Source organism: Nocardiopsis codii (genome assembly GCF_036327455.1).
Classification (GTDB): domain Bacteria; phylum Actinomycetota; class Actinomycetes; order Streptosporangiales; family Streptosporangiaceae; genus Nocardiopsis; species Nocardiopsis codii.
Map to the genome: position 1 here is coordinate 1 of NZ_JAUZMY010000033.1, position 20,106 is coordinate 20,106.

At 74.1% G+C, this 20,106-nt stretch carries 17 protein-coding genes and 1 pseudogene; 10 read left to right on the forward strand and 8 right to left on the reverse strand.

Annotated features, from left to right (window positions below; genetic code table 11):
* Window positions 1-176: 176 nt before the first annotated feature.
* From Q8791_RS25955 to Q8791_RS25975, 5 genes and pseudogenes are all read right to left on the reverse strand, one after another.
* Window positions 177-1,817, reverse strand: coding sequence for a BCCT family transporter (locus tag Q8791_RS25955; RefSeq protein ID WP_330094431.1), 1,641 nt, complete (start codon window positions 1,815-1,817; stop codon window positions 177-179).
* A gap of 536 nt (window positions 1,818-2,353) precedes the next feature.
* Window positions 2,354-3,511, reverse strand: coding sequence for a glycerol dehydrogenase (locus Q8791_RS25960; protein WP_330094432.1), 1,158 nt, complete (start codon window positions 3,509-3,511; stop codon window positions 2,354-2,356).
* Between the two features lie 351 nt (window positions 3,512-3,862).
* A complete protein-coding gene (locus Q8791_RS25965) occupies window positions 3,863-5,353 on the reverse strand; it encodes an aminopeptidase P family protein (RefSeq protein WP_330094433.1) in 1,491 nt (496 codons plus the stop codon).
* Window positions 5,354-5,591: 238 nt separating this feature from the next.
* Entirely contained in the window at window positions 5,592-6,125 is a 534-nt protein-coding gene (locus Q8791_RS25970; RefSeq protein WP_407942059.1) for a GNAT family N-acetyltransferase, read from the reverse strand.
* A 223-nt stretch (window positions 6,126-6,348) separates the two neighbouring features.
* Window positions 6,349-6,564 (reverse strand): annotated as a pseudogene (locus tag Q8791_RS25975) (DUF3099 domain-containing protein); the annotation flags it as partial.
* A gap of 167 nt (window positions 6,565-6,731) precedes the next feature.
* Between Q8791_RS25975 and Q8791_RS25980 the strand changes: the two are divergent.
* Window positions 6,732-7,829, forward strand: a complete 1,098-nt coding sequence (locus Q8791_RS25980) for a pyridoxal-phosphate-dependent aminotransferase family protein (RefSeq protein ID WP_330094435.1) — start codon at window positions 6,732-6,734, stop codon at window positions 7,827-7,829.
* Window positions 7,830-7,896: 67 nt separating this feature from the next.
* Here Q8791_RS25980 and Q8791_RS25985 read toward each other — a convergent pair whose 3' ends face one another.
* From Q8791_RS25985 to Q8791_RS25995, 3 genes are all read right to left on the reverse strand, one after another.
* The gene (locus tag Q8791_RS25985; RefSeq protein ID WP_330094436.1) at window positions 7,897-8,826 is read right to left on the reverse strand and encodes an oxygenase MpaB family protein; all 930 of its coding nucleotides are present in this window, start codon (window positions 8,824-8,826) and stop codon (window positions 7,897-7,899) included.
* A gap of 166 nt (window positions 8,827-8,992) precedes the next feature.
* Window positions 8,993-9,682: a response regulator transcription factor gene (locus Q8791_RS25990; protein WP_330094437.1), complete on the reverse strand. Its 690-nt coding sequence runs from the start codon at window positions 9,680-9,682 to the stop codon at window positions 8,993-8,995.
* Complete coding sequence (locus Q8791_RS25995; RefSeq protein ID WP_330094438.1) at window positions 9,649-11,037, reverse strand: sensor histidine kinase; 1,389 nt, start codon at window positions 11,035-11,037, stop codon at window positions 9,649-9,651. The genes Q8791_RS25990 and Q8791_RS25995 overlap by 34 nt, the downstream gene beginning before the upstream one ends.
* Window positions 11,038-11,199: 162 nt before the next feature.
* On the opposite strand from Q8791_RS25995, the gene purB reads away from it, so the two are divergent.
* The 9 genes from purB (at window position 11,200) to Q8791_RS26040 (ending at window position 20,008) form a co-directional block, all read left to right on the forward strand.
* Entirely contained in the window at window positions 11,200-12,630 is a 1,431-nt protein-coding gene (purB, locus tag Q8791_RS26000) for an adenylosuccinate lyase (RefSeq protein ID WP_330094439.1), read from the forward strand.
* Between the two features lie 206 nt (window positions 12,631-12,836).
* Entirely contained in the window at window positions 12,837-13,073 is a 237-nt protein-coding gene (locus Q8791_RS26005) for a histidine kinase (protein ID WP_330094440.1), read from the forward strand.
* A gap of 267 nt (window positions 13,074-13,340) precedes the next feature.
* Window positions 13,341-14,147, forward strand: a complete 807-nt coding sequence (locus Q8791_RS26010; protein ID WP_330094441.1) for an IclR family transcriptional regulator — start codon at window positions 13,341-13,343, stop codon at window positions 14,145-14,147.
* Window positions 14,148-14,356: 209 nt separating this feature from the next.
* On the forward strand, window positions 14,357-15,226 hold the full coding sequence (locus Q8791_RS26015) for an ABC transporter substrate-binding protein (protein ID WP_330094442.1): 870 nt from the start codon (window positions 14,357-14,359) through the stop codon (window positions 15,224-15,226).
* Between the two features lie 38 nt (window positions 15,227-15,264).
* A complete protein-coding gene (locus Q8791_RS26020) occupies window positions 15,265-16,260 on the forward strand; it encodes an ABC transporter substrate-binding protein (protein WP_330094443.1) in 996 nt (331 codons plus the stop codon).
* Window positions 16,257-17,105 carry an ABC transporter permease gene (locus Q8791_RS26025; RefSeq protein WP_330094444.1) on the forward strand — a complete coding sequence of 283 codons (849 nt, stop codon included), beginning with the start codon at window positions 16,257-16,259 and terminating at the stop codon, window positions 17,103-17,105. Before Q8791_RS26020 ends, Q8791_RS26025 begins: the two co-directional genes overlap by 4 nt.
* Entirely contained in the window at window positions 17,102-17,833 is a 732-nt protein-coding gene (locus Q8791_RS26030) for an ABC transporter ATP-binding protein (protein WP_330094445.1), read from the forward strand. The genes Q8791_RS26025 and Q8791_RS26030 overlap by 4 nt, the downstream gene beginning before the upstream one ends.
* Window positions 17,834-17,885: 52 nt before the next feature.
* Complete coding sequence (locus Q8791_RS26035) at window positions 17,886-18,785, forward strand: ABC transporter substrate-binding protein (RefSeq protein WP_330094446.1); 900 nt, start codon at window positions 17,886-17,888, stop codon at window positions 18,783-18,785.
* Between the two features lie 65 nt (window positions 18,786-18,850).
* Window positions 18,851-20,008, forward strand: a complete 1,158-nt coding sequence (locus tag Q8791_RS26040) for an MFS transporter (RefSeq protein ID WP_330094447.1) — start codon at window positions 18,851-18,853, stop codon at window positions 20,006-20,008.
* Window positions 20,009-20,106: the final 98 nt, after the last annotated feature.

Sequence of the window (20,106 nt, forward strand, 5' to 3'; positions counted from 1 at the left end):
TCTCACATCGGACGTTTTCCCCATGAGCCCCGCGGGCGAAGGGGGCCGACGGCCGCGCCGGAGCGGGCCGGGCGGGCCTCTGCCGCGCGGGGCCGGCGACCGGTTCCGGACCACGTGGGCGGCGGTGGGGGGGGCCCCCCCGGGGGGGACCCCCCCCCGCGCCAGTGTGTGCCCGGCTAGCGGACGCCGTCCGCGGCGAGCCGGTCGCGCCCGACTCCGGGGGCCCCGTCCTCCGTGGCGGCCTCCGCGTCCCCGACCTGGGCGGAGACGGAGGAGGGCGCCGTGACGATCCCCTGCTCGATCGCCATGGTCCGGAGCAGTCGCGGGGTCGTCCACAGCGTCGGCAGCATGATCAGCCCCACCGGCACCGCGGTCACCACGATGAACGACTGGAGCGCCTGGACGCCGCCGTCACCCACCAGGAGCAGCGCGATGGCCGCGATGCCCATGCCGAAGCACCAGAACGCCCGCACGTACCCGGGGGGCGCGCCCTCGTGCATGCTCGACGAGGAGATCGCGTAGGACATCGCGTCGAGGGTGGAGGCGAAGAAGATGAGCGTCACCACGACCATGAGCACCCCCAGGAGCGTGCTCAGGGGCAGCTCCTGGACGATGGCGAGCGCGGCGGCGGGAAGGCCGTCCGCCTCGTAGGCGCCCGAGACGGATCCGGGGTTCTGCTGCTCCAGCCAGATACCGGTGCCGCCCAGCGCGGTGAACCAGACGGTGGTCACCATCGCCGGGGCGACCGTGGCCCCGACGAAGATCTGCCGCACGGTGCGGCCGCGGGAGATGCGGGCGATGAAGATCGCCATCATCGGGCCGTACCCGAGGAACCAGCCGAAGAAGAAGACGGTCCAGTAGCCCAGCCACTGCTGGTCGCTCCGGAAGAGCGCCATGGGCACGAACTCGCGCACGTGCACCGCCATCGCCTGGAGGTAGAGGTCGATGATGAAGGGGACGGAGCCCAGTCCGACGATGGCCAGGATCAGCACCAGGGCGGTCCAGACGTTGGCCTTGCTCAGCAGCTGGATGCCGCGGTTGAGCCCGCTCACGGCCGAGACCGCGCCCACGACGGTCAGCCCGGCGATGATGGCCGCCTGGGTGCCGTACCCGTCGGGCAGACCGAACATCTGCCCGCCCATGTAGGACACCTGGAGCCCGAGGAAGCCGATCGGTCCGACGGTCCCGGCGACCACCGCGACCACGCAGCTGATGTCGACGACGGCGCCGATCCAGTGCGTCCGCACCCGTTCGCCCATGACCGGCCACAGCAGAGTCCTGGGGCGCAGCGGCATGCCCTTCTCGACACCGCGCATCATGACCAGGGTCGCCAGCGAGCCGCCGATGGCCCAGGCGGGGAACCCCCAGTGGACGAAGCTCTGGGCGAGCGCGACCGCGGCCCCTTCCATGCCGCCTGCCTGGTCCGCGTACGAGGGGGGCGCGTCGGTGTAGTGGGCGAGGGGCTCGGCCGCCGCCCAGAACACCCCGCCCGCGGCGAGCAGGGTCGTCATGACCATCGCGACCCACCGGAACCGGCTGAACTCCGGTGTGTCGGTGCCGCCCATGCGGACCCTGCCGTAGCGGGAGAACGCGAGGACGGTGGCGACGGCGAGCATGGCGATGAGCAGGACCTGCCAGTACGCGCCGAACCATTGCGCGGACCAGGCGAAGGACGCGTCGACGGCGGCACCGACCCAGGTGGGTGAGGCCAGAGCCGTCACCACGAAGGCGATCAGGAGCGCGCTGGTGACGCCCAGGACCCAGAAGTCGGGTCTTGTGCCTGACGCGGACACACGTGTGCGCAGGGTGGAGAACATGGAGAAGGGGATGCTCCTCGGTGGGAAACTGCCGACCGGCGTGTTCGACGGCCGGCGTGGAAGGGTCCGCCCGCTTCGCGGCGACGTCGCGGCGAAGTACACGGACTGTTGACGGAACGGAGGGACGCGGTGGCGCTGTGGTACGGCCTCCGGGCACGCCTCCGCCCCGTGCAGCGCGGACCAGTCAACCAGGGGTGCGGCGTGTTTCTCCCGTGAGGGAGGCCACGTCCGGCCGCGACGGCGGCTGTGTCGGCGTTCCGGGCCCCCGTGACATAACGCACCCGGGCGGTTGGACCGCCGTGTCCGTGGCAGGCAGCCCGGCGTGAGCCGCCGTCAGCCCGTCTCGGCCCGGCCGGGCCGCGGGTGCCCGCGGCTGGGAGCCCCCGCCGCCGTCGACCCGGACCTGCGGCCCTCCCCCGCACGCGGGCGGGCGGTCCCCTCCTCACCGGGGGACCGACGGAGCGGCGGCCCGGGAACGGCGTCGGGGCGGGGGATGCGCGGGTCCGCGCATCCCCCGCCCCTACGCGCTTCGGCCGTCAGTGGTGGTCCGGGACCGACGGCTCCCCGAGCCCCGCACGCCTGCGCGCGCGGCGGCCCACGCCCTCGACGGCGCGCAGCGCGTCGCGCACGTCCCTGGCCGACGGGGTGAACGGCAGGTTGTGGATGGTCTCCCCCGGTGCGGTCGCCGCGGCCACGACCCGGTCGAGCGTGGCGTCGTCGGCGTCTCCCAGCCCGGCCTCGGTGAGCGTGGTGGGCAGGCCGACCCGCGCGGTGAACTCCGCGAACGCGTCCACCTCCGAGGTGGGTGCGCCCTCCAGCAGCAACTGGGTGAGGGAGCCGATGTTGACCTTCTCCCCGTGCGCCAGGTGGTGTGTCTGGTCCACGGCGGTCAGCCCGTCGTGGACCGCGTGCGCGGCGGCCAGGCCTCCGGACTCGAAGCCGAGCCCGGACAGCAGGGTGTTGGCCTCCACCACCGCCTCGACGGCGGGCGTCACCAGGTTCCGCTCGACCGCCTCCAGCGCGGGCAGGGCCGACTCCCACAGGATGTCCCAGGACAGGCGTGCGAGCGCGGTCCCCGAACGGGTCGGCAGCCCGCCCACCATGGTGTCGGTGTGCGCGTCGCGCACCGCGCGCGCCTCGATCCAGGTGGCGAGCGCGTCGCCGACCCCCGCGGCGAGGAACCGGGTGGGCGCCTCGGCGACCAGCTGCGTGTCCACCACGACCAGGGCCGGGTTGCGGTTGTAGAAGCGGTACGACTCGAACGCGCCGGACTCGGTGTAGACGACCGACAGCGCCGACGTGGGCGCGTCCGTCGAGGCGACCGTCGCCGCGCTCACCCACGGGACCCCGGAGTCGTCGCCCGCCGCCTTGGCGGTGTCGATCGCGGTCCCGCCGCCCAGGCCGATGACGACGTCGTGGCCGCCGCTCCCGATCACCGCGGCGACGCGCGCGGCCTCGGCCCTGGTCGGCAGGCCCCCGAACCGCTCGAAGGTGAGGGGCAGCCCGGCCTCCCGGAAGGAGTCGGTGACGACCTTCTCGGTCAGGCCGCGGACGATGTCGTCGACCAGGATGAGCGGCCGGGCGCCGTGGTCGGCGACCAGCTCGCCCAGTCTGGCGAGGGCTCCGCGCCCCTGTACGTAGCGTCCCGGTGAGGCGAAGATCCGCAGCCTGGGACCCTGGGTGTCCTCTGCCATGAGTGAGTGAACCTCCTCTGGATCGGTGTGTCCCTCTCCCCCTGCTGACCGTTCGGGGACGGGCCCAAACCCCGCGGTGCGAAGCATCACCCGTCCTTGGGGAAACCCGGGTGTTCGTGCCGGCCCGGGCTCCTTGCTCCTCCGGGCCCCGTCGGGGGTCCACACGCAGGGCGTGGACGCCCTCGGAGGCGGCGACCGCGACCGTCCCGTCGGGAGCCGCGGCCACGTCGTACGGGGTCCCGGGCCCCGCCCCGTCCCCTCGTTCTCCGCCGCCCACCACCACAGGGGCCCTGACGGCGACGGGCCGCCTCCCGGAGGGGAGGCGGCCCGTGCGAGTACGGCTCGGCGGGGTCAGCGCGGCAGGCGCTCGGCCAGCCAGGCCTCGACGTCGGCGGAGGAGCGCGGCAGACCGGCGGACATGACGGTGCGGCCCTCCTCGGTGACCAGCACGTCGTCCTCGATGCGCACGCCGATGCCGCGCAGCTCCTCGGGGACGGTCGTGTCGTCGGGCTGGAAGTACAGGCCCGGCTCGACGGTGAGCACCATGCCCGGCTTCAGGTCGCCGTACAGGTGCGCCTCCTGGCGGGAGACCGCGCAGTCGTGCACGTCCATGCCGAGCATGTGGCCGGTGCCGTGCAGGGTGTACCTCCGCTGGAGCCCCAGCTCCAGGACCCGCTCGACCGGGCCCTCCAGCAGGCCCCACTCGACCAGGCCCTCCGCCAGGACGCGCTGGGACGCCTTGTGGAAGTCCGTGAACGGGCGTCCCGGGGCGACCGCGGCGATCCCCGCCTCCTGGGAGGCGTAGACCAGGTCGTACACCTTGCGCTGGAGGTCGGTGAACGTGCCCGAGACCGGCATGGTCCGGGTGACGTCGGCCGTGTACAGGGTGGTGGTCTCCACGCCCGCGTCCAGGAGCAGCAGGTCGCCCTCGCGGACCGGGCCGTCGTTGCGGGTCCAGTGCAGGGTGGTGGCGTTGGCTCCGGAGGCGGCGATCGTGCCGTAGCCGACGTCGTTGCCCTCCACCCGGGCGCGCAGGAAGAACGTGCCCTCGACGAACCGCTCGGAGGTGTCCTTGGCCTGCGGGAGAGCGCGGGCCACGTCCTCGAACCCGCGGGTGGTGGCGTCGACCGCCAGCTGGAGCTGGGCGACCTCCCACTCGTCCTTGACCAGGCGGTGGTCGGCCAGCGTCACGGCCAGGTCCTCGTCGAGCTGGGCGGACTTGGCGCGGGACTCGTCGTCGGCGTCGGCGCGCAGCTCGTCCACCAGGGCGTCGAGTGCGGTGTCGTGGCCCCGCACGATCCGGGTGGTGGCCGCGTCGGCGCGCAGCGCGTCGGCCAGACCGGTCACGTCGGCGGTGGCCGTGCCGAGCAGGTCGGCGGCCTCGCCGAGGCTGTGGCGGCGGCCGGTCCACAGCTCGCCGTAGCTTCCGAGCCAGAACTCGCCGTTCCCGCGGTTGGAGCGGGGCTTGAGGTACAGGACGACGTCGTGGCCGCCGTCGGCGTTCGGGGAGAACACCAGGCAACCGCCGTCGGAGGTGTCGCCGGTGAGGTAGGCGTAGGCGGTGGCGGCCCGGAAGGGGTACTCGGTGTCGTTGGAGCGGGTGAGCAGCTGCCCGGCGGGGACGACGAGGCGGTCGCCGGGGAAGGCGGCGCTGAGTGCGGCGCGGCGGCGGGCGGTGTGCCCGGCCTGCTCGACCGGCTCCAGGTCCCGCATCTCGGTGTCGGCCCACCCGGTGGTCATCCACGCGGCGAGCTCGTCGGAGACCGACTGCGCCTGCCCGTTCTTGCGTGGACTGAACACGGGTGCGTCCGTCTGGGCTGCGGGGCGCTGCTGCTCGCTCACGTCGTGACTCTCCTGTCGGATCTGTCGTCAGCGGCCGTGGATGACGGCCTGGGGTGACCGTTGGTGACGGCCGCTGCCGCCCATCGTACGGGGGCGGTCGCACGCGCCGCGGCCCGTCGGGCATAGCGTCCCCCATAACGCGCGCGGGTGGCCGCCTATGCCCCGCACCGCTCTCCGACGACCGGATCACCGCAGGTCGGAGGGGTCGGTCGAAGCACGTGGGCCGGGAGGCCGGGGCTCACAGGTCGTGCGCGAAGGGGATCGCGGCGGGGTACGGCAGCTCGTCGAGGTCGGCGGGGTCGACCGACCGGTAGCCGATGCGCTCGTACAGGGCGACGGCCTCGGGCTGGGAGGGGCCGGTGAAGAGCAGGACCCTCGTGTAGCCGAGGTCGCGGGCGGCCTCCTCCAGCGCCGTCATCACCTTCCTGGCGAGGCCGCGTCGGCGGTGCCGGCCCGACGTCCAGATCCGCTTGAACTCGGCGGTGTCGGGCATCGAGGCGCGGTCGCTCCTGTAGGGGCGGATCGCGCCCCCGGCGACGATCTCGCCGTCGGACTCGGCCAGAACGATGCGGCCGTGGGGGGCGACGAACTGGGTCACCGGGTAGCGGGCCAGCTCGTTGGCCGCGCCCTCCGCCCCGTAGCGTTCGGTGTACTCCTCCAGCAGCCCGGCGAGCAGGCCCGCCACCCGGGGGTCGTCGTGGAGCACCCGCAGCATCCGCACCCGGCCGGTACCGCCGCCCGTCCCGGTGTCCTCCGTGCTGGTGTGCGTCACCGCGCTCCCCTCCCCTGTCGTGCGGGAGTCTCGGCAGCCGTCCGGACGCGGCGCCCGACCCCGCCGGAATACTACGTGCGGATTCGTCGGGCACGCCACGTGGGGACGGGCGCCGCGGGAACGGGCTGCGGCCTCACGGAGGCCCCCCGTCGCGGCCGGGGCCGCCGTCCTCCCCTCCGTCGGCGTCGCCCGGGGGTCCCCCGTCGCCGGCCTCCCCGTCCGTGTCGGCGTTGGGCCCGAACCGGACGTCGCGGTCCTGCGGGTCGTCCGGGTCGGCGAGGTTGCCCAGGGTGGCCGCGACCGGCGGCAGGACCGACGCCACCGCGCACATGGCCACCGCCCACCCCGTACCGAAGAGGTAGTAGACGGGCAGCGAACCGGCGAAGAGGACCAGGCACGTGCCCATCAGGACGCTGTACTGCCACACCCTGCGTCGCATCGGGAAACCCCCTCACCTGCGTGAAATCCACGCTACCCCCGGGAACGGCCCGGGTCCCGGCCCCGCGGGTCCCCGGGGCGGTACGGGCCGTGCAACCACGGCGGACGGGGGCACGGGCCCGTGTCCCCACCACGCGTGCGGCGCACGGGCCCCGCTAGGGTGTGCGCATGCCACTGACCGACCGCATCCTGCTCGGCCCCGGCCCGAGCAACCCCTATCCGGAGGCGACCCTGGGGCTCGCCGCGCCCCTCCTCGGTCACCTCGACCCCGAGTTCATCGCCGTGCTCGAACGCACCTGCGACCGGCTCCGCTCGCTGTGGGGCACCGGGAACCCGTTGACCCTGCCGCTGTCCGGTACCGGTTCCCTCGGCATGGAGACGGCCTTCTCCAACACCGTCTCCGAGGGCGACGTGGTGGTCGTCGCGGTCAACGGCCTGTTCGGCGAGCGGATGTGCGAGGTCGCCCGCCGCTACGGCGCCGAGGTCGTCCGGGTCGACCACGAGTGGGGACAGCCCGTGGACGTCCAGCGCGTGCTGGACGCCCACCCCGCCCCGAGGCTCGTCGCCGTGGTGCACGCCGAGACCTCGACCGGCGTGGTCAGCGACGTCGGCGCCCTGGGCCGGGCGCTGCGCGAACGCTCCGACGACACGCTCCTGCTCGCCGACTGCGTGACCTCCCTGGGCGGCATGCCCCTGGAGCTCGACGCGTGGAAGGTCGACATCGCCTACTCCGGCACCCAGAAGTGCCTCGGAGTCGCACCGGGCCTGGCCCCGTTCACCTTCTCCGAGCGCGCCTGGGAGCGCCGGGTCGAGACCCCGCCCGTGTGGTACGCCGACCTGGGGCTGCTGGGCGCCTACGTGCGCGGCGGTCCCACCGGTCGCGCCTACCACCACACCGCCCCCACGGCGATGATCGCGTCCCTGGACGCCGCGCTCGCCCGTATCGAGGCGGAGGGCCCGGACGCGGTGGCCGAACGCCACCGCGCGGCCGGCGCGCGCCTGCGCGAGGGGCTCGTGGACATGGGGTTGGAGCTGTTCGCCGCCGAGGGGCACCGGCTGGCGCAGCTCACGTCGGTGCGCGTGCCGGACGGCGTGGACTCCGCGAAGGTCAGGATGCGCCTGCTCGACGAGTACGGCCTGGAGATCGGCGCCGGTGTGGGCCGCTACGCGGCGTCCGTGTGGCGGATCGGGCTGATGGGCCACAACGCCCGTCTGGACCGCGCCGAGGTCGTCCTCGCCGCGCTGCGCCGGGTCCTGGACCGGTAGCCCCTGGCCCGGGGCGGGCGCCGCGGGCACGTGGCGTCCGCCCGCGGCCGTGCGCCGCGGCCGGGTGTCAGGCCTCGGCGGGGTCGCGGGGCGCGGGCACGGCCGGCGCCCGGAAGAGGGTGCGGGCGCGCAGTGCGCGGAACCCGTTCTCGACCTCGTACCCGGCCGCCAGCAGGCGCTCCCTGGCCTCGTCGGCGCTGCGCACGGTGGCCTCGTCGAAGATGAGGTTGTAGTACCGCTCCGGAACCAGGTTCAGCCCGGCCCGCAGCCCCCGCAGCGCGGTGGTGGTGAGGGCGCCGTTCCCCGGCGCCTCCGGCAGGACGCCGTAGGCGCGGCGCGCCCACGCGGGCAGCGTGGCGTAGGACAGCGCCCCGACGGGGAACCACAGGGGTTTGAGCGGCGCCAGCCACGAGAGGTGCTCGGGCACCTTGGGCCACAGCAGGAACCGCACCGCCTGCCGCGCCTCGGGGGTGACGCGCAGGGAGGGACGGACGGCGGCGAGGTAGCGGCGCATGTCGGCGACGCTGCGGGGCACGTCGTCACGGGCCAGGCCGACGTAGGCGGCCGTGTGCGACTGCTCGTCCAGGTACCGGTCTCCCTCCTCCGCTGTCAGCGGCACGCCCGATCTGTGGGCGGTCTCCAGGTAGGAGGAGACCTCCGCGCAGTGCACCCACACGAGCAGGTCGTGCTGGTCCACCCGGTGGAGCCGGCCCGTGGCCGGGTCGGTGAAGGACAGGGCGCGGTGCACACGGCGGATGTGCGCGCCGAGGGTGTCGGCCTCGGTGAGGCTGCCGTAGGTCGTGACGGCGACGAAGTGGGCGGTGCGGAGCAGGCGGCCGGTCGGGTCGGAGCGGAAGTCCGAGCGCTGCCACACCCCCTGGATGGCCACGGGGTGGAGCGCCTGGAGCATCAGGGCCCGCACGCCCGCCACCCACATCGACCGGTCCAGGTGGATCTTCCAGGTGACGCTCTCCGGGGCGGCGACGGTCGGCTGCATCCGGTCTCCTCCAGGCTGCGCGGGGGTTCGCGCCGTGCGGCGGACTGTGGTCCCACGATACGTCCGGGGTCCGGGCGGCGCCCTCCGGGTCCCGGTCGGACCCCGGCGACGGGGCCCGGGGGGGTTCCCGGGAGGCCCGGCCCACCCCGGCGCCGGCCCGGTCGGCTCAGACCGAGCGGCCGCGCAGATAGGCCAGGACCGCCTGGACCCTGCGGTGGACGTCCTCGTCCAGGGGCAGGTCGAGCTTGGCCAGGATGTTGCCCACGTGCTTGCCGACGGCGGCGTCGCTGACCACGAGCTGCCGCGCGATCGCCCCGTTGGAGTGCCCCTCCGCCATCAGGCCGAGCACCTCGTGCTCCCGCCGGGTGAGGCGTTCCAGCGGGTCGGAGCGGCGGCGCAGCAGTTGGCGGACCACCTCGGGGTCCACGAACGTCGCCCCCTCCACCACCCGGCGGAGCACGGACGCGAACTCGCGCACGTCTCCCACCCGCTGCTTGAGCAGGTACCCGACTCCCCTGCCGTCACCCGAGTCCAGCAGGTCCGAGGCGTAGCTCAGCTCCACGTACTGGCTGAGCGCCACCACCGCCAGTCCGGGGTGCTCGGCGCGCAGCCGGACCGCGGCGCGCAGCCCCTCGTCGGTGAAGTCGGGCGGCATCCGGATGTCGGTGACGACCAGGCCGGGGCGGTGCTCGGCGACCGCGGCGACGAGTTCCTCCCCGTCCCCGACCGCGGCGGCGACCGGGAAGCCGAAGCGCTCCAGGACGCCGGCCAGACCCTCCCTGAGCAGCACGCCGTCCTCGGCGAGGACCGTGGGCACGGGGGTCAGGTCAGCGGGGTCGGGGGGATCGGTCCGCACGGCAGCTCCACTCGGATTCGGGTCGGTCCGCCCACGGGGCTGGACAGCTCCATTGTGCCGCCCATGACGGCCACGCGGTCCTCCAGCCCGGTCAGGCCGGACCCGTTGGCGGGCTCCGCCCCGCCGTCCCCGTCGTCGGTGACCTCCACCCGGAGGGTGTGCGGCTGCCCGGACGCGCCGGGCGAGGTGGAGGCGCGCACGACCGCCGCGGCGGCCCCGGCGTGCTTGGCCACGTTGGTGAGCGCCTCGGCGACCACGAAGTAGGCGGTGCCCTCCACGTGTGCGGGCAGGCGGACCGGGTTCCCGGCGTCCACGCGCGTGGGGACCGGGCAGCGGTCGGCCAGTTCCTCCAGCGCGGCGGTCAGACCCCTGTCGGTGAGGACCCGGGGGTGGATGCCGCGCACCAGTTCGCGCAGTTCGTCGATGAGCTCGTTGGCGTTGTCCTGGGCGGCGGCCACGCGCCGGTCGGCGTCGCCGCCCTCCTCCAGGTCCAGGCGGGCGAGCCCCAGGTCGACGGAGAGCGCGACGAGCCGCTGCTGGGCGCCGTCGTGCAGGTCCCGCTCGATGCGCCTGCGCTCGTACTCGAAGGCGTTGACCAGCCGGGCGCGGGACTCGGTGACCTGGTTCAGCTCGGCGCGCAGCTCGTCCTTGGCCGCTCCGACCAGCAGGGCGCGGGCGATGACGGCGTGCACCTGGGAGAGGAGTGCCGCCGCGTAGAGCAGCAGGACGAGGCAGACCGGGGCGAGGAGCATGTAGGGCACGGCCTGCGCGGAGGAGGTGATCGTGACGAAGCCGAGGGCGACCCGGCCGCCTCCGGCCTCGGCCGCCAGGAGGGGCCCCGTGGCGAACACCGTGGCCGCGCTGAGGAGGGAGCCCAGCACCATGGAGGTCAGGAGCGCGACGGGGGGCAGGAGCACCAGGTAGCCGATCTCCCGCCAGGTCGCGCCTTCGGTGAAACGGGTGCGGACCCACGCCCACAGTCCTGGTTCCGGCACGCGGTGGCCGCTGGGGAAGGGGCCGCGGGTGATCATCGGGAGCCGCCGGCGTTCCAGGGCGCCGAGCGGCAGGGCGATGAGCGGTGCGAAGACCGCGATCATCAACAGCCCGCCGACGAACCCGACCACCATGGGGACGGTGGAGAGCGCCTCCCACGGCCTGCTGACGAGCATCCCCCCGACCATCGCCCAGGGCAGGTAGACGGGCAGGGCCACCACGGCCACGGCCAGGCCGACGAACATGGTGTTCGCGGAGTGGGCCAGTGCGCGCCAGGGCCAGGCGGTGAGGAGGAAGCGGGGGTTCGGCAGCGCGGTGAGGAGTGTCCTCGGCGGCGCCTTCGTCGTGCGGGGCGTGGTCATGCCCCCACGGTAGGGAGGCGGGGGCCGGGCGGGAACCGGGCAGACCACCGCGTGGGGGGTGGGCCCAGCCCCACCCCGGCGGGTCGGCGGAGGCCGTCCGCCGCCTCCCGGGCGCCGAGGCCGCGGTGGGGGCCCCAGCTCAGGACGGTAGGGTGGGGCGACGTGAGCGCGAAACCTCTGATCCCCGATGTCCTGGCTGCCCGCTACGCTTCGGCGGAGCTGACCCGGCTGTGGTCCCCCGAGTACAAGGTGGTCGCCGAGCGGCGGCTGTGGCTGGCCGTGCTGCGCGCCCAGGCGCGTCTGGGCGTGGACGTGCCCGCCGGTGTTGCGGAGGACTACGAGAAGGTCCTGGAGCAGGTCGACCTGGCCTCCATCGCCGAGCGCGAGCGGGTCACCCGGCACGACGTGAAGGCCCGGATCGAGGAGTTCAACGCCCTCGCCGGACACGAGCACGTGCACAAGGGCATGACCTCGCGCGACCTGACCGAGAACGTCGAACAGCTCCAGGTGCGCGACAGCCTGCTGCTGGTGCGCGACCGGGTCGTCGCCCTCCTGGCCCGCCTGGGCCGGTTGTCGGCGGAGTACGGCGAGACCGTGATGGCGGGCCGCTCCCACAACGTGGCCGCGCAGGCCACCACCCTGGGCAAGCGCTTCGCGTCGATCGCCGACGAGGTGCTGGTCGCCCACGGTCGGCTGGAGGAGCTGATCGCCCGCTACCCGCTGCGCGGGATCAAGGGCCCGGTCGGCACCGCCCAGGACATGCTGGACCTGCTCGGCGGGGACCGCGAGGCGCTGGTCTCCCTGGAGAACGAGGTCGCCGGCCACCTGGGCTTCGAGCACCGGTTCACCAGTGTCGGCCAGGTGTACCCCCGCTCGCTGGACTTCGAGGTGCTGACGTCGCTGGTGCAGCTGGCGGCCGGCCCGTCGTCGCTGGCCAAGACGATCCGGCTGATGGCCGGGCACGAGCTGGTGACCGAGGGGTTCGCCGAGGGCCAGGTCGGCTCGTCGGCCATGCCCCACAAGATGAACACGCGTTCGTGCGAGCGCGTGAACGGGCTGACCGTGATCCTGCGCGGGTACTCGTCCATGGTCGGCGAGCTGGCCGGGGACCAGTGGAACGAGGGCGACGTCTCCTGCTCCGTGGTGCGCCGGGTGGCGCTGCCGGACGCGTTCTTCGCCTTCGACGGACTGGTCGAGACGATGCTGACGGTGCTGGACGAGTTCGGGGCCTTCCCCGCGGTGGTCTCCGCCGAACTGGACCGGTACCTGCCGTTCCTGGCCACGACCAAGATGCTGATGGCGGCCGTGCGCGCGGGGGTCGGTCGGGAGACCGCCCACGAGCTGATCAAGGAGCACGCTGTGGGTTCGGCCCTGGCGATGCGCCAGGAGGGGACGGGCAACCACCTCCTGGAGCGGCTGGGCGGGGACGAGCGCTTCCCCTTGGACCGGGCCGCGCTGGAGGCTCTCCTGGCGAACCGGATCACCTTCACCGGGGCCGCGGCCGACCAGGTCGCCGCCGTGGTGCGGCGGATCGACGGGATCGTGGCCGCCCGCCCGGAGGCCGCCGCCTACTCCCCGGGGTCGATCCTGTAGCCGTTCGGAAGGGCGGCGGCGCGCCCGCCGCGGCGCGCCGCGGACCGGATCGCCGGGCCCGGGACGGGAGCCACCGTCCCGGGCCCTTCGCGCGTCCTGGCTCCGGTCGGCCGCGTATGACGCAGTTCACCCCGCGAACACTGGGTCCGAAAGTTAACGCCTATTACGGTAAAGGGGTCATCCGCCCGCCGACCCCCGGAGTCCCCGTGACCGACCCCTCCTCCTTCGGCACCGCCCTGTGGACCCTGCTGATCGTCTCCGGGGTCGTCGTCGCCCTCGGACTGGCCGCCGTGTCGGACATGGCCATGCGCCGCCGCGAGGACCGCGCCGCCGCCGGGAGCGCCCCGCAGGAGGGGAGTGCCGCCGACCTCGCCACCGCGTCACCGCGGGGCGGCCCCGCCCGCGGCGGAAACCCCTCCGACGGCGGCGCCGACCCCCGCTGACCGCCGCCGTCGACTCCCCTGCCCGCCCTGCCGGCACGGCGTTCCCGCCGTCCGCGTCCCCGGTGTCCGTGCGCGCGCTGCGCGTAGTCTGGGGCCGGACCGGACCGCAGGGGCGCCGGGAAGCGGACGAGCGGGTGGAAGTGAACCGATGAGACGCGTCTGGGCTGTCGAGCCTCCCGTCGGCGGACGCCGCGCACCGGAGGGCGCCGTCCGGCAGGACGTGCCCGGCTCCGGCCCGGCCGTTCGGAGCGAGGACGGGCCGCACCGGTGAGCACGAGCACGGGTGACGTGGAGACCGGGACCACGACGGCTCCCCGCGGCGGCGAGGTGCGCTCCGTCGCGCGCGCCGGAGCCCTGCTCAACGCGGTGGTGGACACCCCCCGGGGCCTGAGCCTCACCGAGCTGGCGGGCGCGACCGAACTGAACATCAGCACCGTGCACCGGCTGCTGCGGACCCTCTGTTCGGAGGGCCTGCTGTGCCGCGACCCGGCCAGCGAGCGCTTCCTCCCCGGGCCGGTGCTCATGCGGCTGGCACGCCGCTCCCTGTCCTCGGCGGGCCTGCCCGAGGCGGCCGACGCCCTGCGGGGCCTGGTGGAGGCCACCGGTGAGACGTCGAGCCTGGGGGTGCGCCAGGGCGGGGAGACCGCCGTCCTGCTGACCGTGCCCTCCCCCGACCCGTTCCGCTACGACGGACAGCCGGGGCTGCGGCGGCCCCTGTGGCACTCGGCTCTGGGGCTGGCGGTGCTCGCCTTCGGGGAGCGCACGGTGGACGAGGCCGCCGGCGAGCTGGCCGACCGCATACCCGGCGGGGGGAAGGCGGTGGAGGAACTGCGGAGCGAGCTGTTGACCACGCAGTTCCGCGGCTTCGCGGTCTTCGACGATCCCGACTCCCCCGGGCTGCGGGCCGTCGCGGCCCCGGTCATGACCGACGGCCGGGTGTGGACCGCGGTCGAGGTCCAGGGGCCCGCGGCCCGCCTGGAGGGCGCACGCCTGGAGGCGGCCGCCGCAGCCGTGGGCGAGGCGGCCCTGCGACTCCAGGACCTTCCCGTCTCGCTCGCCCTCAGCCGGGGTTGAGGCGCACCGCACACGCCCCTCCCGGAACCGCAGAGCGGCCCCGCGCGCACCGCGCGGGGCCGTTTCTGCTGTTCAGAGCCTCATGACACCGATTTTCGTTGGATGAAAGCCGGTTCCGCCAATTGAAAGCCGCTGTTGACAGCGGCGTGCGCGAAATATACCTTCTATTTCGACCTGTTTGGTAGAGATTCAATTCGCGAGGAGGCCCCGTGGGCGCCGACGACACGCTGCGCATCTCCCCGAACCACCCGGTGTTCGACCTGCCGGAGATCGTTGCCCTGGAACGCGGCCTCTTCTCCGCGCACGGGCTGTCCGTGCGCTTCGCCGAGGCCCACGGCTCCGACCACGACCTCGCCGAGCCCGACCCGATCGCCCGGCGCAAGGAGGCCCTCTTCGAGTCCGAGGGCGCCGACGTCTACAACCTGTGCGAGTGGGGCGGGATCGACCGCCTCGAACGCAGCCGCAGGACGGGCCGGATCGACTACCTGCGCCCGGCCGTCGTCGCCCAGGGCCTGGTCAGCTTCGACCCCGCGCTGCACGAGCCGCACGACCTCGGCGGCGTCCCCGTGGGGGTCAACGAGTTCACCGGCTCCCACTACACGGCCCTGCACCTGCTCGGCAACACGCTCGCCCGGCAGGAGGTCGTGGTCCGTCACGTGGGGTCCCCGCAGCTCAGGCTGGAACTGCTGCGGTCGGGGGAGGTCCGCGCGGCGATGCTCATGGAGCCGTTCCTGACCGTGGCCCTCAACGAGGGCGCCCACCTGCTGGGCAGCTACTTCTACCGGGGCTCCCAGGTCGTCGCGCCCCATCTGGCCCAGGAGCGGCGCGACGCCTACATCCGGGCCGTGAACGAGGCCGTCGACGCCATCCGGGACGAACCCTGGTCCCGGTTCGCCCACCACATCGCCGACGAGGCCGCGGGGGCCCTCGAACCCTCCGGCCTCGGCCGCGCCCACGTGCGCTACACGCACGCCCAGCCGTTCTCCCCCAAGCGCTTCCAGGAGAGCTACGCCTGGATGAAGTCCTGGGGCCTGACCGAGGGCCGCAGCGCCTACGGCTCCCTCCTCACCGCGCGCTGACCGCGCACCGCCCACACACGCCCCTGCTGGAGACCCCCATGCCCACCCTGAACCGTCGGTCCCTGATGCGTACCGGGTTCCTCGCGGCCGCCGCCGCGGGAGCCGTCCCCCTGCTCGGCGCCTGCGGCACCTCCTCCGGAGGCGCCAAGGTCCAGGACTCCGAGGAGGGCACCGCCAGCGCGGTCCTTCGCCCCGTCGCCGAGCGCTTCGGCCTGGACGAGGGGCTGGACCTGGAGTACATCGCGGGGACCGGGCCCGGAGACGTGCAGAACAAGCTCCTCTCCGGGGCGCTGGACGTGTCCAGCTTCGGCCCCATCGGCGCCGCGGTCTCCGCGGGCGCCGGGGCCGACGTGGTCCTGTTCAGCCCCGGGCTCAACAACCACGTGCGCTGGCTGGTCGCCGAGAACAGCTCGTACCGGACCCCGGCCGACCTGCGCGGGAAGGCCGTGGCCACGCCTCCCGCCAACAGCGACGCCTACCGTTCGACGCAGCTGGCCAGCGCCGTCAACGGCATCGACTTCGACAACGAGTACCGGGTCCACCAGGGCGCCGTCCTCAACGGGCTCGCCCTGTTCGAGCGCGGCGACGTCGAGGCGATCGTGACGATCGAGCCCAACGCCACGCGGCTGGTCGCCCGGGGCGCCCGCCAGATCGCCACCGTGGACGACCTGTGGCGGGAGGGGTCGGGACAGTCCTCCCCCCTCGTCCTGAACGCCCAGGGCGCCCTGCGCGCGTGGGTCCAGGACAACGGGGAGGCGGCGGCGTCGATCCACGAACTGCGCCAGGCCGTCCACCAGCACATCCACGACGACCCCCAGCTGCTCGCCGAGTTCCACGAGTCCTACGGCATCGGCGCGGACGAGCCGGACGCCATCGCGCTGCTGCCCGAACGGCTCGTCGACGCCTACCCGCTGGACTGGGGCAACACCGCCTTCGACAACTTCCAGGCGCAGCTGGACAAGGCCCTGGAGTTCGGCATCGTCGACGCCCTGCCCGAGCAGGACATCTTCCTGGACCTGGGGGCCGGCCGATGACCGCGCAGACCTCGGCCCCGGTACGCGGCCCCCACGGCGCCGCACGGACGCGCGCCCCCGCCGGCCGCACCCGAGGGAGGCCGCCCGGACGCTGGCAGGGGCCGGCCGCGGCCGGCGCCTTCCTGGCCCTGCTCACGGGCGGCTGGCAGGTGATGGCCCTGGCCCTGGACAGCGTGCTGGTGCCCGGGGTGGACGCGATCGCGTCCGAGGTCCTGCGGCTCGTGGCGGACCCCCGGTTCTACTCCGACCTGGGGGTGACGGTCCAGCGGGTCCTCCTCGGCTTCGCCCTGGCCTTCGCGGCCGCCCTCGTCGTGGGGATCGCGATGGGCCGCTCGCCCCTGGCGCGCAGGTTCTTCGAACCCGCCGTCCTGATCGGCCTGACCGTTCCGGGCCTGGTCTGGGCGCTGCTGTGCGTGATCTGGTTCGGGGTCGCCCTCATCAACCCCGTCATGGCGGTCGCGCTCTCCTCCGCCCCCGCCCTCACCCTGAGCGTCTACCAGGGCACGCGGGCCACCGACGCCCAACTCCTGGAGATGGCGCACGTCTACCGCTTCACGACCCGCGACCGGCTGCGGTACCTGTGGCTGCCCTCGCTCGCACCCGCCCTGTTCGGCGGGGCCAGGCTCGGTCTGTCCCTGGCATGGAAGGTGATCGTCCTGGTCGAGATCTTCGGAATGTCCAGCGGGGTCGGCGCGAGCATCAACGGCGAGTTCGCCGCACAGAACGTCGCCGGGGTCCTGGCCTGGACCGTGCTGTTCGCGGCCGTGATGGCGCTCGTGGAGTACGGGGTGCTCCAGGGGCTGGAGAACCGGGCGGGACGCTGGCGGAAGGTGGCCTCGGTATGACGGCGGCAGTGGAACTACGCGGTGTCGGCAAGGCCTTCACCGCAGCACGCGACCAACGCGTCGAGCACGTCTTCGACGGCTTCTCGCTCGCGGTCGAGCCGGGAGAGCTGGTCGCCGTCGTCGGGGCCTCGGGCACCGGCAAGACCACGCTCCTGCACCTGGTCGCGGGCCTCGAACAGCCCGACTCCGGCGAGGTGCGGGTCGGCCCGCACGCCGAGGACCGGCACCGCCTCGGCGTGGTGTTCCAGCAACCGCGCCTCCTGGACTGGCTCCCGGTCCGCGCCAACGTCGGGATCGCCCTGCGGTCGGCCGGCCTGGACGAGGGCCTGGCGGACGCGGCCCTGGAGGACGTCGGCCTGGCCGAGTACGCGGACCGGTTCCCGTCCGTGCTCTCGGGCGGCCAGCGCCAGCGGGTCGCCGTCGCCCGCGCCTTCGCGGTCGATCCGGCCGTGGTGCTCCTGGACGAGCCCTTCAGCGCACTGGACGAGCTCACCGGGCGCAGGCTGCGGCTGCTCCTGCAGGACCTGTGGACGCGCACCCCCCGGGTCGGGCTGCTGGTCACCCACAGTCCCGCGGAGGCGGTGTTCCTCGCCGACCGCGTCGTCGTCCTGTCCGGGCGCCCGGCGACGGTCGTCCGCGAGTACAGGGTCACCGCTCCCCGCCCGCGGTCCCCCGAGGACCCCGACCTGTTCGACCTGCACCGGCGCATCGTCGCCGACCTCCTCTGAACCCTCCACCGAGCCGGACCCCTCCGGCGCCCCACCGCGAAAGGACAACGCCATGACCGCGAAGGTCACCATGGAGCTTCTCTCCCTGGTCTTCTCCCTGCCCCAGCTCGTCGCCAAGGACGAGGGCTACTACGAGGACGAGGGGGTGGAGGTCTCCTTCGTCCCCAAGGGCTACGCCGACGCCGGCCTGTCCTACCTCGACGACCACGAGCTGGTGAGCTCCTTCGGCACCTCCAGGTCGAACTTCGAGAGCGGCGACGCCAACCTCTACCGCGCCTGCGAGTGGGGCCAGATCCGCCGGGCCGACGACACCGCCGTGGGCGGGCGCGTGGTGAGCAAGCGCGCCGCCGTGGGCAGCCAGGCCATCCTGGTGAGGCCCGACTCCCCCGACGTGCACCCCTCCGACCTCGCGGGCAAGACCGTCGCCGTCAACTTCCACCACGGTTCGCACTACCTGGCACTCCAGAGCCTGGAGGGGTTCCTGCCCCGCGAGGAGATCAAGGTCGTGCACGCGGGCGGCCCCCAGCAGCGCTTCGAGGCCCTGCGCGACGGCCGCGTGGACGCCGCCGCCCTGATGGAGCCCTGGATCACCGTCGCCGAGAAGCAGGGGTTCAAGCTCCTGTCCGAGGCCTTCTACGTGGGCTCTGAGATCGCCAGCCCCGACGTGGACGCCGAGACCTACGAGGCGGTGAACCGGGCCGTGGTCCGGGCGGTGCACAAGCTCAACGAGGACCCCCGCCCCTACCTCCACCACCTCATCGGCGAGGTGCCGCCGGAGATCCAGGAACTGACCCCGGAGGACTTCCCCCTGGGGCGGCTGCGCTTCGTCGAGCCCGCCCCCTACCCGCAGGAGCAGTTCCAGCGCACCTACGACTGGATGGTCGGCTGGGGCCTGATCAAGGAGGACTCGGCCTTCGACAGCCTGGTGAAGAACTTCGACGTCGAGGTCTGACCCCCACTCGCCCGCAGCGCCCCGGCGACCGCCGGGGCGCTCCCCCGACCGGAGGACCGAGGACGTTGCGCCGCACCCGGGTATGGCCGCTCTACGTGGGAGGCGCCCTGGGCCCCTACGGCAGCACGATGGTCACACCGATCATCCAGGAGGTCGCCGACGGCCTCGGCACCTCGCCGGAGGTCGCCGCGAGCGCGGTGACGGCCTACATGGTGCCCTTCGCGGCGCTCATGCTGGTCTCCGGCACCTTCGCGGAACGGTGGGGCAGGCGCCGCACCATGCGGGTGTCACTGGTGGTGTTCGTCGCGGCCTGCGGCCTGTGCGCGCTCGCCCCCACCACCGAGCTGTTCCTCGCCGCGCGTGCGCTGCAGGGTGCGACGAACGCCTTCACCACACCGCTCCTGGTCGCCGCCATCACCGACTCCGTCCCCCGCGGGAGGCTGGGGCGCGCGCTGGGCTGGTTCGCGGCCTGGCAGGCCGCGGGGCAGGCCTTCAGCCCCCTGATCAGCGGCGTGTCCGGAGCCGTCGACTGGCGTCTGGCGTTCGTCGCCCCGGCGGTGTGCGCGGTGCTCCTGGCCGCGCTTCCCCCGGACGAGTCCGTGACCGTGCGCCGGTCGGAGCGGCGGGCGTCCTGGGGCGCGCTGGCCAACCGGCGGCTGGCGCTCGCCTGCGCCCTCGCCTTCCTGTGCTACCTGGCCGCCGTCGGGCTGACGGTGCTCTCCGCCCTGCGCGCGGAGGACGCCTTCGGGCTGGGGCCGGTGGCCCGGGGCCTCGTCGCGTCGGCCTTCGGCGTGGCCGGACTGCTGCTCGCCGACCCCGCCGGCCGCCTCCTGGACCGGCTCGGCCCGGTACGGCTGGGCCTGCTCGCCAACGCCGTGCTCGCGGTCGGCCTGCTCACCGCCGCCCTGGGCCCGACGGTCGCGGCGATGACCGCGGGGATCGTCGCCGTCGGGGCGTCGGTGACCGCGATGCGGGCGACCGTGAACTCGGTGGCCGCCACCAGCACCGCGCACAACCGCGCGGGGGCCGCCTCCCTCGCGCTGTCCTGCCAGTTCTTCGGCGGCGCCCTCGCGCCGGTCGTGTGGGTGCCCCTGTACGGGGTGTCCCCCGGACCCGGTTTCGCCTCCCTGGTCCTGGCCCCCGGAGTCGCGCTGGCCGTGCTGCTGGCCGTCCGGTGGCGCTCCCGGGAGCGGTCGGCGCCCGAGGCGCCCTCCCCGGCGTAGCCGGCCGGGTCGGCCGACCTGCGGTTCCGGCCGCCGCGCCGCACCCCGTGGGGCCCGACGGCACCGTGCGGAGCACCGGTACGGTCCTCGCGGCCCTC